The organism is Thioalkalivibrio sp. ALE20 (assembly GCF_000381405.1).
GTDB lineage: Bacteria > Pseudomonadota > Gammaproteobacteria > Ectothiorhodospirales > Ectothiorhodospiraceae > Thioalkalivibrio.
The window spans coordinates 290,896-307,814 of record NZ_KB906473.1 but is presented as its reverse complement, the minus strand read 5'-3'; the positions used below and the strand labels follow the sequence as shown (position 1 = coordinate 307,814).

At 66.7% G+C, this 16,919-nt stretch carries 21 protein-coding genes; all 21 read right to left on the bottom strand.

The window, feature by feature from the left end; genetic code table 11:
- Positions 1 to 3 precede the first annotated feature (3 nt).
- A complete protein-coding gene (locus F790_RS0107060; RefSeq protein WP_019589662.1) occupies positions 4 to 399 on the bottom strand; it encodes an iron-sulfur cluster assembly accessory protein in 396 nt (131 codons plus the stop codon).
- A gap of 27 nt (positions 400 to 426) precedes the next feature.
- Complete coding sequence (locus tag F790_RS0107055) at positions 427 to 747, bottom strand: non-heme iron oxygenase ferredoxin subunit (RefSeq protein WP_019021928.1); 321 nt, start codon at positions 745 to 747, stop codon at positions 427 to 429.
- Positions 747 to 1,292, bottom strand: coding sequence for a putative Fe-S cluster assembly protein SufT (sufT, locus tag F790_RS0107050; RefSeq protein WP_018870138.1), 546 nt, complete (start codon positions 1,290 to 1,292; stop codon positions 747 to 749). The genes F790_RS0107055 and sufT overlap by 1 nt, the downstream gene beginning before the upstream one ends.
- A 28-nt stretch (positions 1,293 to 1,320) precedes the next feature.
- Positions 1,321 to 2,661 (bottom strand): Fe-S cluster assembly protein SufD, encoded by a 1,341-nt coding sequence (gene sufD / locus F790_RS0107045; protein WP_019591209.1) that lies wholly within the window; start codon positions 2,659 to 2,661, stop codon positions 1,321 to 1,323.
- Positions 2,658 to 3,407, bottom strand: coding sequence for a Fe-S cluster assembly ATPase SufC (gene sufC, locus F790_RS0107040; RefSeq protein WP_018870140.1), 750 nt, complete (start codon positions 3,405 to 3,407; stop codon positions 2,658 to 2,660). The genes sufD and sufC overlap by 4 nt, the downstream gene beginning before the upstream one ends.
- Positions 3,408 to 3,742: 335 nt before the next feature.
- A complete protein-coding gene (locus F790_RS0107035) occupies positions 3,743 to 4,165 on the bottom strand; it encodes a SufE family protein (protein ID WP_019589665.1) in 423 nt (140 codons plus the stop codon).
- Between the two features lie 64 nt (positions 4,166 to 4,229).
- Complete coding sequence (gene sufB / locus F790_RS0107030; RefSeq protein ID WP_018870142.1) at positions 4,230 to 5,678, bottom strand: Fe-S cluster assembly protein SufB; 1,449 nt, start codon at positions 5,676 to 5,678, stop codon at positions 4,230 to 4,232.
- 368 nt (positions 5,679 to 6,046) lie between these two features.
- On the bottom strand, positions 6,047 to 6,457 hold the full coding sequence (locus F790_RS0107025; RefSeq protein WP_019591208.1) for a nucleotidyltransferase domain-containing protein: 411 nt from the start codon (positions 6,455 to 6,457) through the stop codon (positions 6,047 to 6,049).
- Between the two features lie 47 nt (positions 6,458 to 6,504).
- The gene (gene acpS / locus F790_RS0107020) at positions 6,505 to 6,882 is read right to left on the bottom strand and encodes a holo-ACP synthase (RefSeq protein ID WP_018870145.1); all 378 of its coding nucleotides are present in this window, start codon (positions 6,880 to 6,882) and stop codon (positions 6,505 to 6,507) included.
- A gap of 19 nt (positions 6,883 to 6,901) precedes the next feature.
- A complete protein-coding gene (locus tag F790_RS0107015) occupies positions 6,902 to 7,678 on the bottom strand; it encodes a pyridoxine 5'-phosphate synthase (RefSeq protein WP_019591207.1) in 777 nt (258 codons plus the stop codon).
- 16 nt (positions 7,679 to 7,694) lie between these two features.
- Positions 7,695 to 8,354, bottom strand: a complete 660-nt coding sequence (locus F790_RS0107010; RefSeq protein WP_019569769.1) for a DNA repair protein RecO — start codon at positions 8,352 to 8,354, stop codon at positions 7,695 to 7,697.
- A gap of 16 nt (positions 8,355 to 8,370) precedes the next feature.
- Positions 8,371 to 9,291, bottom strand: coding sequence for a GTPase Era (era, locus tag F790_RS0107005; RefSeq protein WP_019591206.1), 921 nt, complete (start codon positions 9,289 to 9,291; stop codon positions 8,371 to 8,373).
- Positions 9,288 to 9,968 carry a ribonuclease III gene (rnc, locus tag F790_RS0107000; protein WP_018870149.1) on the bottom strand — a complete coding sequence of 227 codons (681 nt, stop codon included), beginning with the start codon at positions 9,966 to 9,968 and terminating at the stop codon, positions 9,288 to 9,290. Before rnc ends, era begins: the two co-directional genes overlap by 4 nt.
- 41 nt (positions 9,969 to 10,009) lie before the next feature.
- A complete protein-coding gene (locus tag F790_RS0106995; RefSeq protein ID WP_018870150.1) occupies positions 10,010 to 10,366 on the bottom strand; it encodes a DUF4845 domain-containing protein in 357 nt (118 codons plus the stop codon).
- 42 nt (positions 10,367 to 10,408) lie between these two features.
- Positions 10,409 to 11,179 carry a signal peptidase I gene (lepB, locus tag F790_RS0106990; RefSeq protein ID WP_019591205.1) on the bottom strand — a complete coding sequence of 257 codons (771 nt, stop codon included), beginning with the start codon at positions 11,177 to 11,179 and terminating at the stop codon, positions 10,409 to 10,411.
- A 47-nt stretch (positions 11,180 to 11,226) separates the two neighbouring features.
- Positions 11,227 to 13,029 carry a translation elongation factor 4 gene (lepA, locus tag F790_RS0106985; protein WP_018870152.1) on the bottom strand — a complete coding sequence of 601 codons (1,803 nt, stop codon included), beginning with the start codon at positions 13,027 to 13,029 and terminating at the stop codon, positions 11,227 to 11,229.
- Positions 13,026 to 13,265 (bottom strand): glutaredoxin family protein, encoded by a 240-nt coding sequence (locus F790_RS0106980; protein ID WP_018870153.1) that lies wholly within the window; start codon positions 13,263 to 13,265, stop codon positions 13,026 to 13,028. Before F790_RS0106980 ends, lepA begins: the two co-directional genes overlap by 4 nt.
- Positions 13,266 to 13,323: 58 nt before the next feature.
- A complete protein-coding gene (locus F790_RS0106975; RefSeq protein WP_019591204.1) occupies positions 13,324 to 14,745 on the bottom strand; it encodes a DegQ family serine endoprotease in 1,422 nt (473 codons plus the stop codon).
- Positions 14,746 to 14,827: 82 nt separating this feature from the next.
- On the bottom strand, positions 14,828 to 15,307 hold the full coding sequence (locus F790_RS0106970) for a SoxR reducing system RseC family protein (protein WP_019591203.1): 480 nt from the start codon (positions 15,305 to 15,307) through the stop codon (positions 14,828 to 14,830).
- A gap of 5 nt (positions 15,308 to 15,312) precedes the next feature.
- Complete coding sequence (locus tag F790_RS0106965; RefSeq protein WP_019591202.1) at positions 15,313 to 16,308, bottom strand: MucB/RseB C-terminal domain-containing protein; 996 nt, start codon at positions 16,306 to 16,308, stop codon at positions 15,313 to 15,315.
- 3 nt (positions 16,309 to 16,311) lie between these two features.
- Positions 16,312 to 16,917: a sigma-E factor negative regulatory protein gene (locus F790_RS0106960; protein ID WP_019591201.1), complete on the bottom strand. Its 606-nt coding sequence runs from the start codon at positions 16,915 to 16,917 to the stop codon at positions 16,312 to 16,314.
- Positions 16,918 to 16,919: the final 2 nt, after the last annotated feature.

The window sequence follows — 16,919 nt, the reverse complement described above, 5'->3', positions numbered from 1 at the left end:
AGATCAGGAAGCGGCGGTATCCACGGAGAAGCTCTCGCCGCAGCCGCATTCGGCGGTGACGTTCGGGTTGTGGAAGACGATTTGCCGGGTCAGCCCCTCCGCCTGGAAATCGATCTCCGTTCCGCGGATGAATTCGAAGCTCTTCGGATCGACATGGACGTCGAGGCGTTCATCCACGCGGAACACCAGATCATCGGGTCGCGGCTCGCGGACCAGGTCCACCGAATACATCCACCCGGAGCACCCGGTGCGTTTCACTTCCACACGAAATCCGATGGCCTCGGGGTCACTCTCCATCTGCGCGAGGATGTGCCGGACCGCATCGTCGGTCGCGCGAATCCGGTCGCTCTCCGGAATGCGGGCGGTCTCGGCGGTCGCGTCGGCGATGTTCGAATTCATGGCTACACCTCTCTGGCGTGAAACGGGTCAATCCCAGCGGTCGTCACGGACCTCGACGCGCCCGTCGCGGACGCGCACCGGGAAACAGGTAAGTGGCTCCACCGCCGGGGCGGTGAGTGCACTGCCGTCGCGCAGACAGAACTCGGCACCGTGGTGCGGACACACCAGTCGGTCATCACGCAACTCCCCCTCGGCGATCGGATATTCCTCGTGCGAGCACAGGTCCTCGATGGCGTAGAAGGACCCCTCCAGGTTGAAGACCGCGATCGGGACATCATCGACCTCCACCACCCGGCGCTCGCCCGGGGGGATGTCGTCCACCGCGGCTACATCGACCCAGTCTTCCATCAGAACATCCCCGTTTCGAGGCGCGCCGCCTCGCTCATCCGCGAGGCATCCCACGGTGGATCAAACACCATCTCGACCCCCGCCTGCTCGACGGTGGGAACCTCCATGATCCGCTGCCATACATCGTTGGCCAGCGTGTCTCCCATCCCGCAGCCGGGTGCGGTCAGCGTCATCTCGACCCACACGGAGCGCGAGCCGTCCTCCTCTTTCTCCACCGTGCAGGAGTAGATCAGCCCCAGTTCCACGATGTTGATGGGGATCTCCGGGTCGTAGCAGGTCCTCATCTGCTCCCACACCAGCTGCTCGACATCTTCGTCCGAGGCGTTTTCGGGCAGTTGCGGCGGCGGTGGCGGCGTTTTGCCCAGTGCATCCGCGTCTTCACCACTGATGCGAAACATCCGCCCCTGCGCGGTCACGGTGAAGGAGCCGCCGAGCGCCTGCATCAGGGCCACCTGGCTGCCTTCTCCGATCATCACCTTCTGGCCCGATGGCACTGCAACCGCCAGCGTGTCCCGCTCCAGTTTCACGATTTCCTGAGACGCCATCGTCATTCCTCCGAATGTTCGGGTGTCATCACGCTTGTGCAAGAGTGGCGGGCACGGCCTCCGGGAGACGCTGCGCGAGCCGGTTCTCCACCACCGCCCGGACCGGATCCAGTTTCATCGGCTCCAGCACCTCTTCGGCAAAGGCGTAGACCAGCATGCCCCGGGCGATCTCCGGCCCGATGCCACGACTGGCGAGGTAATACAGCGCATCGGGATCGAGCTGGCCGACGGTGGCCCCGTGCGCGGCCTTCACGTCGTCCGCGTAGATCTCCAGCTCCGGCTTGGCGTCGATCTCCGCGTTGGGCGACAGCAGGAGATTGGCGCTGTGCTGCTCCGCGGCAGTCTTCTGGGCCCCTTCACGGATCAGGACACGCCCCTTGAATACCCCGCGGCCCCGGCCCTGCGCGATACCCCGATACTGCTCGCGGCTGGTGGTATGCGGGACCGCGTGGTGGACCCGCGTGTGGGTATCCACATGCTGCCGGTCACCAACCAGGAACAGGCCGTTGAGATGGGTCTCGGCGCCGGGCTCCACCAGGTCCACGTTCAGGTCGTGCCGCACCAGGCGCCCGCCCAGATTCACGTTGTGCGAGGTCACCACACTGTCGCGCCGCTGGCGGACGAAGACATTGCCGACGTGATAGGCGGTATCCGCATGCTCCTGCACCAGATAGTGGTGCAGGTGAGCCCCGGCATGGGCCTCGATCTCGGTAACCGTATTGGTGAAACTGCGCGCCCCCTCTCCGTCCACGTAGTGCTCGATGATGGTGGCCTCACAACCGGATTCGCCAACGACGAGAACCCGGGGGTGGCACCAGACATTCTCACTGGACGGGGTTCCGTAGAACACCAGGTGGATCGGGCGCTCCAGCACCACACCAGGCTCCAGGTGGATCACGGCCCCGTCGGTCAGGAACGCGGTATTCAGCGTCGCAAACGACGAGTACTGGTCATGGGCAAGCCCGTCCAGGCACTGCTTCGGGATGGCTGCCCCCTCCCGGATCGCCGTGTTCAGGCCGTCGATGCGGACACCCGGAGCCAGTCCGTCGAGTCGCGACAGGTCGTCGCGCAGGAACCCGTTCTCGAACACCAGGCGCCAGGGCTCGAGCTCGCCGAAGGCATGCCCCTCGAGCGTCGCGGCGTCAAGCAGCCCGCATTCGCTGGCAACCGAGAACGGCTTGTTGGCGATCGGCCGAACGTTGGTGTATTTCCATTCCTCGGCACGCGGGTCGGGGAAGCCGGACTCCGCAAACCGCTCGGCCGCCGCCCGCCGTCGTTGCGCGAGCCACGGCGGCAGGTCCGCACTCAACGTTCCCTGCAGCTGCTCGAGCTGCCCGATGTAATGAGTATCCAGTGCGTTCGCGCTCATGCGGCCTCCTTGATGATCCCCTGGTAGCCTTCGCGCTCGAGCTCCTGGGCCAGCGTCTTGTCACCGGACTTGATGATCCGGCCGCCGGACAGCACATGGACGTAGTCCGGCTCGATGTGGCTCAGCAGGCGCTGGTAATGGGTCACCAGCACGATCGCCCGGTCCGCCGAACGCAGGTGGTTCACCCCTTCCGCCACGATCTTCAGGGCGTCGATGTCCAGCCCGGAGTCGGTCTCGTCCAGCAGGGCCAGGTGCGGCTCCAGCACCAGCATCTGGAGGATCTCGTTGCGTTTCTTCTCGCCCCCGGAGAATCCGGAATTGATCGCGCGATGCAGGAAGCTCTCGTCCATCTGCATCATCTGCATCTTTTCCCGCACCAGGGTCAGGAACTGGAAGGTGTCCGCCTCGGGTTCGCCGCGGTGCTTGCGCTGGGCGTTGTAGGCTTCCTTGAGCAGATAGATGTTCTTGACGCCGGGGATCTCCACCGGGTACTGGAAGCCCAGCAGCATCCCTTCGCGGGCGCGGATCTCGGGTTCCATCGCCAGCAGGTCCTGATCCTGATAGGTGACCGACCCCGACGTGGCTTCATAACCGTCGCGGCCGCCCAGCACCTGGCACAGGGTGCTCTTGCCGGAGCCGTTGGGTCCCATGATGGCGTGGACCTCGCCCGGTTTTACCTCGAGATCGATCCCCCTGAGGATCTCCTTGTCGTCAATCGATGCATGCAGGTCGTTGATCTTCAGCATGTGCGTTGTCCTCCGGGTACCTGGAAATTCAGTGTCGGTTTGGCGCGCCCTAGGGAAACACGGATCAATGTACACACTCGCGTTGTCACTCCAGGTTTTCCGAGACAAGGCGCGGTGCGCAGCCGGTAGTGGTTCTACCGGCAAGGGCCGCAACGCAGGATCGGGGAACCTGGCGTGACAACCCCCCACAAGTTATTGAATGCAGGGGCTCGGCCGCTTTTGCGCGCGCACGGCGTTGCGGCTCCCTTGTGCAGAATGACTGCACGGCGGTCACCGCGCCTTGTTCGCACGCAAAAGCGACTCGAGCGCGAGCGTGTACATGGATCAGTGTTTCCCTAGGCATTCGTCCGGGCATGCTCGAGGGCCAGCTCCTTGACCCGGAGCATGAGCGCCTCCATGCCGGCGCGCCGGGTCGGGCTGAGGGCTTCGTCCATGCCGACCTCGCCCAGCAGTTCATACGGGTCGGTGTTCAGGACTTCCTCCGGCGTCTTGTCCCGGAACGGCAGCAGCATCAGGGCCATCAGGCCCCGCACCATGGACGTCTCCGCGTCCGCCTCCAGCACCAGCCGCGGGGGCTCCTGGTCGTCCAGATGGGCGATCAGCCACGCCTGCGTGTTGCAGTCCTTGACGCGGTTCTCCTCCGTGAGCGCCTCCTCCGGCAGGGTCGGCATCTGGCGTCCCAGATCCTCGATCATGCGGAAGCGGTCATCCCAGTCCGGCATCATCTCGAATGCGCTTAACAGTTCTTGCTTGTTCATATCGGACCCCTCTTGTCGGACGCTTGTGTCGGACCCTTGTGCAAACCAGCTGCCGGGACAGCGGCTAGCCGACCGCCCCTTCCAGAGAAACGCTCAGCAGGGCCTCGGCCTCGGTGGCGAATTCCATGGGCAGCTCGCCGAAGACCTCCTTGCAGAAACCGTTCACGATCATGTTGACGGCGTCCTCCTCGGACAGACCGCGCTGCTTGAGGTAGAAGATCTGATCGTCGCTGACCGTGGAGGTCGTCGCCTCGTGTTCGATGTTCGAGCTCGGGTTTTTGGCCTCGATGTACGGATAGGTGTGCGCGCCGCAGGTCTCCCCGAGCAGCAAGGAGTCGCACTGGGTGTAGTTGCGGGCGTTCTCGGCCCCGGGGGTCATGCGGACCAGGCCGCGGTAGGCGTTGTTGGCGCGGCCGGCGGAAATGCCCTTGGAAATGATCGTGCTGCGGGTATTGCGCCCCACGTGGATCATCTTCGTGCCGCTGTCGATCTGCTGGAAATTGTTGCCCACGGCCACCGAGTAGAACTCGCCGACCGAGTTGTCGCCCTTGAGCACGCAGCTCGGATACTTCCAGGTGATGGCGGACCCCGCCTCGACCTGGGTCCAGGCGATCTTGCTGTTGTCACCGCGGCACTCGCCGCGCTTGGTGACGAAGTTGTAGATGCCGCCCTTGCCTTCTTCGTCGCCCGGGAACCAGTTCTGCACGGTGGAGTACTTGATCTCCGCATCCGCCTCGGCGACCAGCTCGACCACTGCGGCGTGCAGCTGGTTCTCGTCACGCTGGGGCGCCGTGCAGCCCTCGAGGTAGCTCACGTGCGAACCCTCCTCGGCGATGATGAGGGTGCGCTCGAACTGGCCCGTGTCCATCGCATTGATGCGGAAATAGGTCGACAGCTCCATCGGGCAGCGCACGCCCTTCGGCACGTATACGAACGAGCCGTCGGAGAACACCGCCGAGTTCAGGGCGGCGAAATAGTTGTCATTGCGCGGCACCACGGAGCCGAGGTAACGCTCGACCAGTTCCGGGTATTCCTGCAGCGCCTCGGAGAAGGAACAGAAGATCACGCCGGCATCCGCCAGTTTTTCCTTGAACGTGGTGGTCACCGACACGCTGTCGAACACCGCATCCACCGCAACGCCGGCCAGGCGCGCCCGTTCGTCCAGCGGGATGCCAAGCTTCTCGTAGGTTTCCAGCAGCTTGGGGTCGACCTCGTCCAGACTCTGCGGTGCATCGTCCTTCGACTTCGGCGCCGCGAAATAGGAAATCGCCTGGAAATCGATCTTCGGATAATGCACATGCGCCCAGGTCGGTTCGCGCATCTGGAGCCAGTCGCGGTAGGCCGCAAGCCGCCATTCGAGCATGAACTCGGGTTCCTGCTTCTTGCGCGAGATCGCCCGAATGACGTCTTCGTTCAATCCCGGGGGCAGGATGTCCTGCTCGATATCGGTGGAGAAGCCCCACTTGTACTCGCCCTTGACGAGTTGCTCGATGTCCTTCGGCTGGGTCGACATAAGCCTTGCCTCGGTTGTGCGGTTGAACTAACGCGAGGGCAGAGCAGGATCCGGTTGCAGCCCGCGGCTCCCGAGACGCCGACCGGGATTGGCGTTACATCCCGTCGTCGCCTGAATCAGGCGGTCGCCTCCGCCCTCTGTCTTCGGTTCCGACGATAAGAGAATTCCTGAGTAATTCAATAAGGATTACACCGAGCATTGATACAAGCCCCGCGGGAAGTCATGTGCTTGTGGGGCGGAAGGGGAAGTGCCGGGGGGAGAGAGGCTGCGTCGCCGACCTGACTACACACCGCGGCATGCGGGCCGGACGCATGCCGGGCGAGCGCCGATGACCCGACCGGGCAGGTCACCCGCTCCCGCGACTTCGGCTAATGGCTCCGTGCTCCGCGGCGGTATTCCTGCAGATAGGGGAAGACGTCGAAATAGGCGTTGCGCGCCGCCACCTCGAACGCGGCGCGGCGGTCCGGGTCGCGGTCCAGCAGCAGATGGCCGTCGCGCAGGATCCGGTGCACGAGATCCGGGGGAGCGGAATGCAGGTCGACCAGATCGACCCGCCGGCCCAGCGTGTCCGACAGATCCATTTCCAGGCGCGCCAGTGGATCGAGCAGCGAGCGGGACATCGGCTCCGGCGTGAGGACCGCGAGGTCGATTTCGCTGTCGGGACAGGCCTCTCCTCGCGCATGGCTGCCAAACAGATAGGCCGCCATCACCGCGTCCTGCTCCGCAAGTCGGGTGCGCAGGAGTGTCGCCAGCGGACTGTCGCTCATCTCGAGAATCATGCCTCGAGTATCCGGCTCCACGCAGGAGCGTGCAACGCCGGGCAGCCTCAGGCGCGTTCGATGATGACGAAGGCCTGGGCGTAGTCGCGTTCGTCGGAGATGCTGAGGTGGACGGGGCCGGCGCCGAGGCGTTCGGCGGTGGCGCGGGCGCGGCCTTCCAGCACGAATTCCGGGCGGCCGCGGGCATCGTGGGTGACGCCGGCGTCGACCAGGGCCATGCCGGCGCCGACGCCGCAGCCCAGCGCCTTGGACAGGGCCTCCTTGGCGGCGAAGCGCCGCGCGAGGAAGCCGGCCGGGTCCTGCGCGGGGAGATCGGCGCGTTCCACCGGATGCAGGATGCGGTCGGCGAAACGTTCGCCGTGGCGCGTCCACAGCGCCTGCATGCGCGCCACCTGCACCAGGTCGGTGCCGATCCCGAGGATCACGCCGAAGCCCTCGCCCGGGTCACACCGGGTACTGGCCGACCGGCGCGCCCTCGCGCGCGGCGTCCATCAGGCCACGCATGTGGCTGACCGCCTCCGGCAGCCCGGTGAACAGCGCGCGGGCCACGATCGAGTGGCCGATGTTGAGTTCGTTGAACACCGGGTTGGCGGCGATCGCGCGCACGTTGTCGTAGTCCAGGCCGTGGCCGGCGTTGATCATCAGCCCCATCTGCCGCCCGGCCTCGGCCGCCTCGTTGATCTGCGTCAGCAGCCGCTCGCGTTCGTCGGCATCGGTGGCGTTGGCATAGGCCCCGGTGTGCAGTTCCACCACCGGGGCGCCAATGGCAACCGCGGCCTCCAGCTGCCGCACGTCGGGCTCGACGAACAGCGACACGGCGATGCCGGCCTCGCGCAGCGGGCCGACGAAGGCGGTCAGCCGTTCGCGCTGGCCGACGGCATCCAGTCCGCCCTCGGTGGTCAGTTCCTCGCGGCGCTCGGGGACGATGCAGCAGTATTCCGGCCGCAGGTCCAGGGCGATCGTCTGCATCCCGTCGGTGGCGGCCATCTCCAGGTTCATGGGCACGGTCAGGCGCGGCTTGATGCCGAACACGTCGTCGTCCTGGATGTGCCGGCGGTCCTCGCGCAGATGCAGGGTAATGGAGTCGGCCCCGCTGGCCTCGGCCAGGCGCACCGCCTGCATCAGGTCCGGGTACGGCGTGTGCCGCGCCTGGCGGATGGTCGCGATGTGGTCGAGGTTGACCCCCAGCTTGAGCGCGGGAACGGATGCGGCGTCGGTCATGGTATCGGTTTCCTGTTCAGAGCAGACCGCGGGTTTGCAGCGGCCGGCCGTCGAGATGGGCGTCGATCAGCGCGCGCATGAAGTCGCGGCTGGCCCGGGCGAGATTATCCGGGACGTCCCGGCCGCTGGCCAGTGCCTGCAGCGCGGCGCCGGGCACGGCGCCGGCGGTGCGGGCAGGCACGTCGTGCAGGCCGTGTTCCGGTTCGTAGCGATACCAGGCTTCCGGCTCGAGATCATCCGGGTCGATGAACGCGAGACCGGAATCCAGCCCCCCCAGCAGCTGCCACTCGGCGCGGCGCAGAATGCGGTCCGCGGGCCGCTCGCCGGCAAGCTCGGTGTAGGCCCCGGTCAGGGTCTGCAGGGTGTCCTCCAGCGGGGCGTCGCGCGGGAACAGGCGCAGCACCAGTTCATTCAGATACAGGCCGCAGACCAGCCGGCGACCGGTCAGCGGGTATACCCGGCGTTCCTCGGCCACGCTGAGCGAGGGCAGTTCCCCGCGCCCGCGCCAGGCGAGATCCAGCAGGACGAACGGGCGCACGCTGCCGGCGCGCCCGCGCGCCACCGCGGCAACGCGCCCCGCCCGCTCGGTGACCAGCTCCACCACGCGGCTGTTCTCGCGCAGCGGGCGCGCATGCAGGACCACGCCCGGGGTGACCTCGCTGGCGGCGCTGCTCATGTACGGAATCCGGTGGCTACCGCGGTTCCTCGATCCCGAGCTCGCGCAGCGCCCGCGGGCTGCGCGACCAGTCCGCCTCGACGCGCACGGTGAGGTTGAGCATCACCTTGCGCTCCAGCAGCGATTCGAGCTGGTGGCGCGAGGCCTGACCGATCTGCTTGAGCCGGCGCCCGCCCTTGCCGATGACGATGCCCTTCTGGCTGTCGCGCTCGACCAGGATCACCGCGTCGATATGCGCGGTGTGCGGGGCGTCTTCCCAGTTCTCGACGCGCACGGCGACCGAGTAGGGCACCTCCTCGCCCAGCTGTTCCAGCATCGCCTCGCGGATCATCTCCTCGGCGCGAAAACGCTCCGGGCGGTCGGAGAGCTGGTCCGGGTCGTACAGGAACGGGCCCTCGGGCAGGCGGTTGCGGATCTCCTCGATCAGCCCCGGCACGTTGGTTCCACGGCGCGCGCCGATGGGCACCACCCCGGCATAGGGAAACGCGGCCATGCGCTGTTCGATGAACGGCAGCAGCTCTTCCTTGTTCTTCTGCCGGTCGACCTTGTTGATCACCAGCAGGGCCGGCCGCCCGGACTGACGTACCGCCTCCTCGATGCGCTCGTCGCCCTCGCCGAAGCGGCCCGCTTCGGTCAGGAAGCAGATCAGGTCGGCATCTGCCAGCGCCTGGCTGGCCGTGCGGTTGAGCACCTGGTTCACCAGTTTGGTCCGTTCCTGGTCGATCCCCGGGGTGTCCATCAGCACGATCTGGTCGTCACCCTCGGTGACGATGCCGAGGATGCGGTTGCGCGTGGTGTGCGGCCGGCGCGTGGTGGCCGCCAGCTTTTCGCCCACCAGGCGGTTCATCAGGGTGGTCTTGCCGACGTTCGGACGGCCGATCAGCGCGACCAGCCCGCAACGCGTGCCGTCACGTGCCTCGTTCTCGGGTGTATTCATTGTTCCTGGGTCTGCTGGAGCCGGTGGAGGGCCGCTTCGGCCGCGGCCTGTTCGGCCCGGCGGCGGCTGGAGCCGCGTCCGTGCTGTCCCCAGCCCTGGGTGGGCAGATGCACGGCCACGGTGAAATGGCGCTGATGGTCGGGTCCGGAGACCTCCAGCACCTCGTAGACCGGAAGCTCCGCGTTGCGACCCTGCAGTTTCTCCTGCAGCCGGGTCTTCGGGTCCTTCAGGGTCTCCGCTGCGGGGAGGTTTTCCAGACGCTCGGCATAGAGCGCGAGCGTGAAGTCGCGCGCGGCGTCGAAGCCCGCCTCGCGATAGGTGAGTCCGATCAGGGCCTCGACCGCATCGGCAAGGATGGAGTCGCGCCGCTGCCCGCCGCTCTTGCGCTCGCCCTGGCCCAGATTGAGCATGCCTTCCAGACCGGTCTCGCGCGCCAGGGCCGCCAGCGATTCGCGATTCACCAGCGCGGCCCGCAGCCGGGTCAGGTCTCCCTCGGGCGAGTCCGGCAGCCGCTCGTACAGGGCATCGGCAACCACCAGGCCGAGTACCGCGTCACCGAGGAATTCCAGGCGCTCGTTGTTGCGCCCGCCGGCACTGCGATGGGTCAGCGCCTGGCGCATGCCTTCACCGTCCCGCACCGCCTCGGGCAGCAAGGTTCGAAAATCCCGTTCAGCCATGCACGTCTGGATCCTTCCGTTCGCGTCCCGATCTCATCTCGTCAGTCCGCCAGGGTCGCGGAATAGGAGAACTGTGCAACGATGTCGATGTTGCCCAGAAAGCCGCGCCGGATCTCGTAGTCGATGTTCATCGCCGGACCCTCGTCGCCTTCGCCGACCGAGAAGTGCTCTTCCTCGATCTCGTCCGGCACCGTGTTCAGCTGAAAGCGCCGGCGGACCTCGCTCCACAGTTCGTCTTCGCTCTTGTCCGCCGCGCCCGGCTGCTCCGCCACGTCCTGCATGATCGAGCGCACCGTCAGATACTGGGTGTACTGCGTACCCATCTGGATCACGAAGGTGAGCACGATCAGGGCCAGGAAGATCATGGCCATGATCGTGGTTGCCCCGGCGCCCTTCATTCTGGTCTTCGATTGCATGGTTACCCCCGTCCCTGTCATGTATCAGCGTATGGCCTGCCCGATGCGGGAAAAGTCCATATGACTACCATTGTAATCCCAGTGCAGCCAGATGAAGAGCGCGCGCCCCACCAGCAGCTCCTCGGACACGAAGCCCCACGACCGGCTGTCGTTGGAGTTGTCGCGGTTGTCCCCGACCATGAAATAGTGCCCTTCCGGCACGACCACGCGCCCTTCCGCGGCCGGGCGGTCTTCGCGCATCAGGGTGTTGTACGTCCGTTCGCCCATGTTTTCTTCGAACAGCGTGGCACCGGACATCACCGCACCGGAGCCCTCGCCGTCGAAGGTGCCGACCTCTTCGGCCGGCTGCGGCTCGCCGTTGACGTACAGCACACGGTCGCGAAACTCGATCTCGTCGCCGGGCAGGCCCACGACGCGCTTGATGTAGTCCTCGGCCGGATTGCGCGGATACTTGAACACCGCGACCTCGCCGCGTTCCGGGGCCCCTGTGTCGAGGATCTTGGTGCGCGTGACCGGCAGGCGTACGGCATAGGAAAACTTGTTCACCATGATGAAATCGCCCACCAGCAGGGTCGGCATCATGGAGCCCGAGGGGATGCGGAACGGTTCGGCAACGAACGAGCGCAGGACCAGCACGATCAGCAGGATCGGGAAGAACGAGCGCGAGTAGTCCACATACCAGGGCATCTTCGCCCGGCGCTCGGGGCTCAGCCGTCGGCGCAGCACCGCCCATACCAGCCAGATCAGGCCGGTTACCGCGGTCGCCACGACCAGGATCAGTTCCAGATTCGCCATGCTGTTTCCCTGCCCCCGCTACCGGCCCGACGGCCCGGTGGTTCCCGTCATTTCTCGTCCACCGAGAGTACCGCGAGAAAGGCCTCCTGCGGAACGTCCACCTTGCCGATGGACTTCATCCGCTTCTTGCCTTCCTTCTGTTTCTCCAGCAGCTTGCGTTTGCGGCTCACGTCCCCGCCGTAGCACTTGGCGAGCACGTTCTTGCGCATCGCCTTGACCGTCGAACGCGCGATGATCTTGGAGCCGATCGCCGCCTGGATGGCCACCTCGTACATCTGCCGCGGGATGATCTTCGCCATGCGCTCGGTGATCTCGCGTCCACGCGATTCGGCTTGGTCGCGATGCACGATCGCCGAAAGCGCATCCACCCGGTCGCCGTTGATCAGGATGTCGACCCGCACCAGCGGGGCTGCCTGGAAACGCAGCGGGTGGTAGTCGAACGAGGCATAGCCGCGGGTCGCGGACTTGAGCCGGTCGAAGAAGTCCAGCATGACCTCGGCCATCGGCAGTTCGTAGGACAGCTGCACCTGACGCCCGTGATAGGCCATGCGGGTCTGCACCCCGCGCTTTTCGACGCACAGGGTCATGACCGCGCCGACGTACTCCTGCGGCACGAGGATATTCGCCTCGATGACCGGCTCGCGGATCTCGGCGACCTCGTTGTTCGGCGGCAGCTCCGAAGGGTTGTGCACGGGCACCACGCTGCCGTCGTTCTTTTCCACCTCGTAGACCACGGTGGGCGCGGTATTGATCAGGTCCAGGCCGTATTCACGCTCCAGGCGTTCCTGCACGATCTCCATGTGCAGCATGCCGAGGAAGCCGCAGCGAAAGCCGAAGCCCAGGGCCGCCGAGGTCTCCGGCTCGAATGACAGCGCGGCATCGTTCAGGCGCAGCTTGTCGAGCGCGTCGCGCAGGTCGTTGAAGTCGTCCGCGGAGACCGGGAACAGACCGGCGAATACCCGCGGCTGGATCTCCTGGAACCCGGGGATCGGCTCGTCCGCCGGGTTGTTGAAGTCGGTGATCGTGTCACCGACCTTGGCCCCGGAGATGTCCTTGATGGTGGCGATCATGTAGCCCACCTCGCCGACGTCCAGATACTCGCGATCCACCGGCTTGGGCGTGAACACCCCCACACGATTGACCTCGTGCGGGCGTTCCACCGCCATCGCCTTGATCTTCTGGCCGGCATGCAGGCGCCCGGCCTTGACCCGCACCAGCGCCACCACGCCCAGGTAGTTGTCGTACCACGAGTCGATGATCAGGGCCTTCAGCGGAGCTTCCGAATCGCCCTGCGGCGGGGGGATGCGCCGCACCAGCTCCTCCAGCAGCTCGCTGATGCCCTCGCCGGTCTTGGCCGACACCCGCAGGGCATCGGTGGCCTCGATCCCGATCACGTCCTCGATCTCGTCGGCCACACGGTCGGGTTCGGCCGCGGGCAGGTCGATCTTGTTGAGCACCGGCACGACTTCCAGCCCCTGGTCGATGGCGGTGTAGCAGTTGGCCACGCTCTGCGCCTCCACGCCCTGGGAGGCATCCACCACCAGCAGCGCACCCTCGCAGGCGTACAGCGAGCGCGAGACCTCGTAGGAGAAATCCACGTGGCCCGGGGTATCGATGAAGTTCAGCTGGTAGCGCTGGCCGTCGTTGGCGTCGTAGTACAGCGACACGCTCTGCGCCTTGATGGTGATCCCGCGTTCGCGTTCAAGATCCATGGAGTCCAGCACCTGCTCCGACATCTCGCGCTCGGTCAGCCCGCGACAGCCCTGGATCAGGCGGTCCGCAAGGGTCGACTTGCCGTGGTCGATGTGGGCGATGATGGAAAAGTTACGGGTCAGACGGGTATCACTCATGCGGGCCCCAGCAGGTCCAGCAGTGCCTCTCGGTCAAGAAAGTGGCAGCAGAGAATGTCGCCGTCGACGGCAAGAACCGGCACCTTGGTGTTGTAGCGTTCCCGCAGGTCCGGGTCCTCGTCGATGTCGACGACGTCGAGCGTAAAAGTATAACGGCTTTGCAAAGCAAAAAGCTCTGCGAGCATATGCTCGCAGAGCCCGCAGCCTTCGCGATGGTACACCGTCAGTTGCGTCATGTGCGATGCACCGGCCCCGAAACCCGGCCCCGACACCCGGGGCCGGCCGGCGGCCCCGTCAGTCCTGCGGAATGCGCAGGGCGATGAAGGTGGGGTTGCCACCGCGCTGGATCAGCACCGGGACGGTCGTGCCGGGGCCGGCCTGCTCGATGCGTTCTTCCAGCTCTTCCAGCGAACCCACCGGCTGCCGCGCGAACTGCACGATCACGTCGCCCGGCCGCACGCCGGCGCTGCGCGCGGGGTTGTCCTCGACCTCCAGCACCACCAGGCCGTTGTCGACGCCAAGCTCCTCGCGGGTTTCGGCGTCCAGCGGCTCGAGGCGCATGCCCAGCAGGCTCTGCGGCTCGGGCCGGGCCTCCTCCGGCTGCGCCGGGGCCGACCGGCGTTCGGCGACGTCCTCGGGCAGCGCCTCGATGGTGACCTCGAGGGTCTTGTCCTCGGAGCCGCGACGGATGTCCACCTCGACCTCGCTGCCCACCGGCGTGCGGCCGACAATCGGCGGCAGCGCGCTGGAATTCGGCACGTCCAGGCCATTGAAGCGCAGGATCACGTCACCGGCCTCGAACCCCGCCTTCTCCGCGGGACTGTCCGCCTGCACTCGGGCGACCAGGGCACCGGAGGGCTTGTCCATGTCGAACGACTCGGCCAGATCCCGGGTAACCTCCTGGATCAGCACACCCAGCCATCCGCGGGTCACTTCGCCGTGTTCACGCAGCTGGGTCACCACGTCGCCCACCACTTCGATGGGGACCGCAAACGACAGGCCCATGAACCCGCCGGTACGGCTGTAGATCTGCGCATTGATCCCGATCACCTTGCCGTCGAGATTCATCAGCGGACCACCGGAGTTGCCCGGGTTGATGGCCACGTCGGTCTGGATGAAGGGTACGTAGTTCTCGCTCGGCAGGCTGCGCCCCTTGGCGCTGACGATCCCGGCGGTGACCGAGTGATCAAAGCCGAACGGCGAGCCGATCGCCAGGACCCATTCCCCGACCCGGAGCTCCTCGGAGGAACCCAGCTCCAGCGTGGGCAGGTCCTCGGCGTCGATCTTCAGCAGGGCCACGTCGCTCTGCGGGTCGGTACCGACGACCTCGGCATTGAACACGCGCCGGTCGGACAGGTGGACTACGATCTCCGAGGCACCCTCGACCACGTGGTTGGCGGTCACGATGTAGCCGTCTTCGCTGTAGATGAAGCCGGAGCCGAGCGAATCGCGCTCGCGCTGGCGCGGGTCGCCGCCGGAACCCGGGGGCTCGCCGAAGAAACGCTCGAACAGGTCCTCGAACGGTGTCCCTTCGAACTGGCGCATGCCGCCGTGCTCGGGCACCTCGGTGGTGCGGGTGGCCGAGATGTTCACCACCGCCGGGCTGTGTTCTTCCGCCAGCGGCACGAAATCGGGCAGATGCCGCGCCGAAGCGGGCAGGGACAGGGCCAGAAAGACCAGGGCGACCAGCGCCCATTGCATCGGTTTCAGCATCATTGAACCCCTCTCCGGGAAGCTTGAAAGGACATGCCTCTGGACGCCGCGAAAGCGCGCAAGTTCCCCGCGGGCCGCGGCAGGATCAGCCGGTGCGGGTGGCGACCGGCCGCACGATGCCGCTGCCCGGCTGGCGCGCGAGCACCACCGGACGGAACGCGGCATCGCGCTGGCGCATCCAGCGACGCACCCCCAGCAACCCCGCCCCGAGGCCACCGAGGCCCGCCAGCAGCAGCACGCCCTCGCCGGCACCGGGGAACAGGGCCATGCCCAGCGCGGGCACGCCGATCAGTCCGGCCAGCGGCAGCAGATACATCATCAGCGCACCCGCAACCAGCGCGGTATCGCGCACGCCGAGAGTGACGGTATCGCCGGCCTGCAGGTCGCCGGAATGGCCGACCCGGACCTCGATGGGCTTGCGCCCGAGGACGTCCGACAGGACCCCGCTGCCGCAACCGCTGCGCGCGGAACAGCTGCCACAGGTGGAACGGCGCTGGATGCGCACACGGGCGGTGTGCCCGTCCACGTCGAGGACTTCGCCCTGTTCCTCGATCCAGTCACTCATGCCAGTCACTCATGCCGGCCCCGGTCGGACTGCGGCGGATGCATGGCGGCGGCGAGGCGCTCCACGGTTTCGCGGGGCACGTCGCCGACGGCCGTGATCTGATAATCGCCCTCGATCCGGGCCACCGCATGCGTGGCACCGGCGCGGGTCGCGCCCTCGAACCGGCGTTCGCCTTCCACCGGCTCGACGTACACCGAGACCGAGGCCAGGCCATCGCTGACCACGAAATAGCGGCCGGGCTGTTCCGGATCATCGCTGCTGCGTTCGCGCGCCACCACCAGGCGGAAGCCCGACGGCAGTTCACTGAAGCCCCAGTCCCGGCCGTCGGGGTCGGGGCGCAGATGTCCGCGCTCGGCGCGCACCTCGATCCGGTCGGCCCCTTCACTGACCGGCTCGAGGGCGGCGTCCGGCACGCGGTCCAGCAGTTCGAGATCGGTAAACGCCAGGCGTTCGAGCAGCTGGCCGCTCCCGGAATAGAGTTCGCTGAGCAGCGGCAGGCCGGTGTCTTCGTGCAGGCAGTAGCGGTGGCTGTAGCGCAGCAGGTCACCGGCGCGGGCCAGCAGCATGCGGCAGGCATGCCCGGCCACGCGGCTGCGACCCTGATCCTTGAGGGAATAGCCGTCGTGTTCCGCCAGCAGGTGAACCGGGGAACTCACCGGCCAGCGCGGGGCGGATCCGGCTTCGGCGGCCTGCCCGCCAGAGGCGGCCCCGGTCCCGGACTGGGCACTGAGGCGATCCACCGAGCGCACGACCTCGCGCTCCTGGCCACTGAGGGTATGCAGCCGTTCGCGATAACCTCCGTCCTCGATGGCGTGGATCACACGCACCGTATCGAGGCGATCCTTGCGCTGCAGGACGAATGTCCCCCGGTAACTTTCCGAATGCACGCTCGCGGACATGCGTTCCAGCCACTCGGCGGGGCCGGGATCACTGGCGATCACCGGCAGCGGGAGCAGGGCGACGGAAGCCGCCAGCACCCAGGGCAGACCTCCGCGCATCATGGTTTACTCTTCGCCAACCGAATAACGTACCCGCCCGAAAGCAGCGGAGCCGGGACCGGTCAGGTCGGCGTGGTTCTCGAAATAACGCACGAAGCGCGGGTCCAGCTCCTCGCCCGGCTCGTCCGCGTCGGGCATGCCGGCGCCGCTGGCCGCCTCGTCGGTGCCCGCGGGCGTGCTGGCCGTCTGCACTTCGGCCGGAGCGGACTCGCCCGCGGCCATGCCGGGCGTTGCGTCGCCGCCGGGCTGACCGGTGCCCATCATCTGCATGCCCACCAGGGTCACCACCGCAACGGCCGCCGCCACTCCGGTGCCGGCCACCGGCCGGAACCAGCGCGAACGGGTGGCCCGATCGACCCCGGAGTGCTCCGGTTCGACATGCAGCGGCTCTTCCTCGGCCAGTTGTTCGCGCACCCCCTCAAGCAGATCCGGAGGCGCGGTCATGCGCATCCCGCCGCGCAGCGAGTCCCCGATCAGGTGATAGCGTTCCCATTGCTTGCGATCTTCTTCCGACTGCAGCAGCTCGTCCACCAGGCGACGCGTCTCGAACGCCTCGGTCTCGTCGTCCACCAGGGCCGAGAGACGCTCCGTCTTGCTGACTTGTTCACTCATAC

Excerpts from the sequence above, each read along its gene's own strand:
- sufT (WP_018870138.1), bottom strand. The coding sequence starts at position 1,292 with ATGGCGTCTCAGGAAATCGTGAAACTGGAGCGGGACACGCTGGCGGTT.
- F790_RS0106965 (WP_019591202.1), bottom strand. The coding sequence starts at position 16,308 with ATGATGCGCGGAGGTCTGCCCTGGGTGCTGGCGGCTTCCGTCGCCCTG.
- F790_RS0106980 (WP_018870153.1), bottom strand. The coding sequence starts at position 13,265 with ATGACGCAACTGACGGTGTACCATCGCGAAGGCTGCGGGCTCTGCGAG.
- F790_RS0107025 (WP_019591208.1), bottom strand. The coding sequence starts at position 6,457 with ATGATTCTCGAGATGAGCGACAGTCCGCTGGCGACACTCCTGCGCACC.
- F790_RS0107060 (WP_019589662.1), bottom strand. The coding sequence starts at position 399 with ATGAATTCGAACATCGCCGACGCGACCGCCGAGACCGCCCGCATTCCG.
- rnc (WP_018870149.1), bottom strand. The coding sequence starts at position 9,968 with ATGGCTGAACGGGATTTTCGAACCTTGCTGCCCGAGGCGGTGCGGGAC.
- sufC (WP_018870140.1), bottom strand. The coding sequence starts at position 3,407 with ATGCTGAAGATCAACGACCTGCATGCATCGATTGACGACAAGGAGATC.
- F790_RS0106970 (WP_019591203.1), bottom strand. The coding sequence starts at position 15,307 with ATGAGTGACTGGATCGAGGAACAGGGCGAAGTCCTCGACGTGGACGGG.
- sufD (WP_019591209.1), bottom strand. The coding sequence starts at position 2,661 with ATGAGCGCGAACGCACTGGATACTCATTACATCGGGCAGCTCGAGCAG.
- F790_RS0106995 (WP_018870150.1), bottom strand. The coding sequence starts at position 10,366 with ATGAAGGGCGCCGGGGCAACCACGATCATGGCCATGATCTTCCTGGCC.
- lepB (WP_019591205.1), bottom strand. The coding sequence starts at position 11,179 with ATGGCGAATCTGGAACTGATCCTGGTCGTGGCGACCGCGGTAACCGGC.
- F790_RS0106975 (WP_019591204.1), bottom strand. The coding sequence starts at position 14,745 with ATGATGCTGAAACCGATGCAATGGGCGCTGGTCGCCCTGGTCTTTCTG.
- F790_RS0107035 (WP_019589665.1), bottom strand. The coding sequence starts at position 4,165 with ATGAACAAGCAAGAACTGTTAAGCGCATTCGAGATGATGCCGGACTGG.
- lepA (WP_018870152.1), bottom strand. The coding sequence starts at position 13,029 with ATGAGTGATACCCGTCTGACCCGTAACTTTTCCATCATCGCCCACATC.
- sufB (WP_018870142.1), bottom strand. The coding sequence starts at position 5,678 with ATGTCGACCCAGCCGAAGGACATCGAGCAACTCGTCAAGGGCGAGTAC.
- F790_RS0107010 (WP_019569769.1), bottom strand. The coding sequence starts at position 8,354 with ATGAGCAGCGCCGCCAGCGAGGTCACCCCGGGCGTGGTCCTGCATGCG.
- F790_RS0107015 (WP_019591207.1), bottom strand. The coding sequence starts at position 7,678 with ATGACCGACGCCGCATCCGTTCCCGCGCTCAAGCTGGGGGTCAACCTC.
- F790_RS0106960 (WP_019591201.1), bottom strand. The coding sequence starts at position 16,917 with ATGAGTGAACAAGTCAGCAAGACGGAGCGTCTCTCGGCCCTGGTGGAC.
- era (WP_019591206.1), bottom strand. The coding sequence starts at position 9,291 with ATGAATACACCCGAGAACGAGGCACGTGACGGCACGCGTTGCGGGCTG.
- F790_RS0107055 (WP_019021928.1), bottom strand. The coding sequence starts at position 747 with ATGGAAGACTGGGTCGATGTAGCCGCGGTGGACGACATCCCCCCGGGC.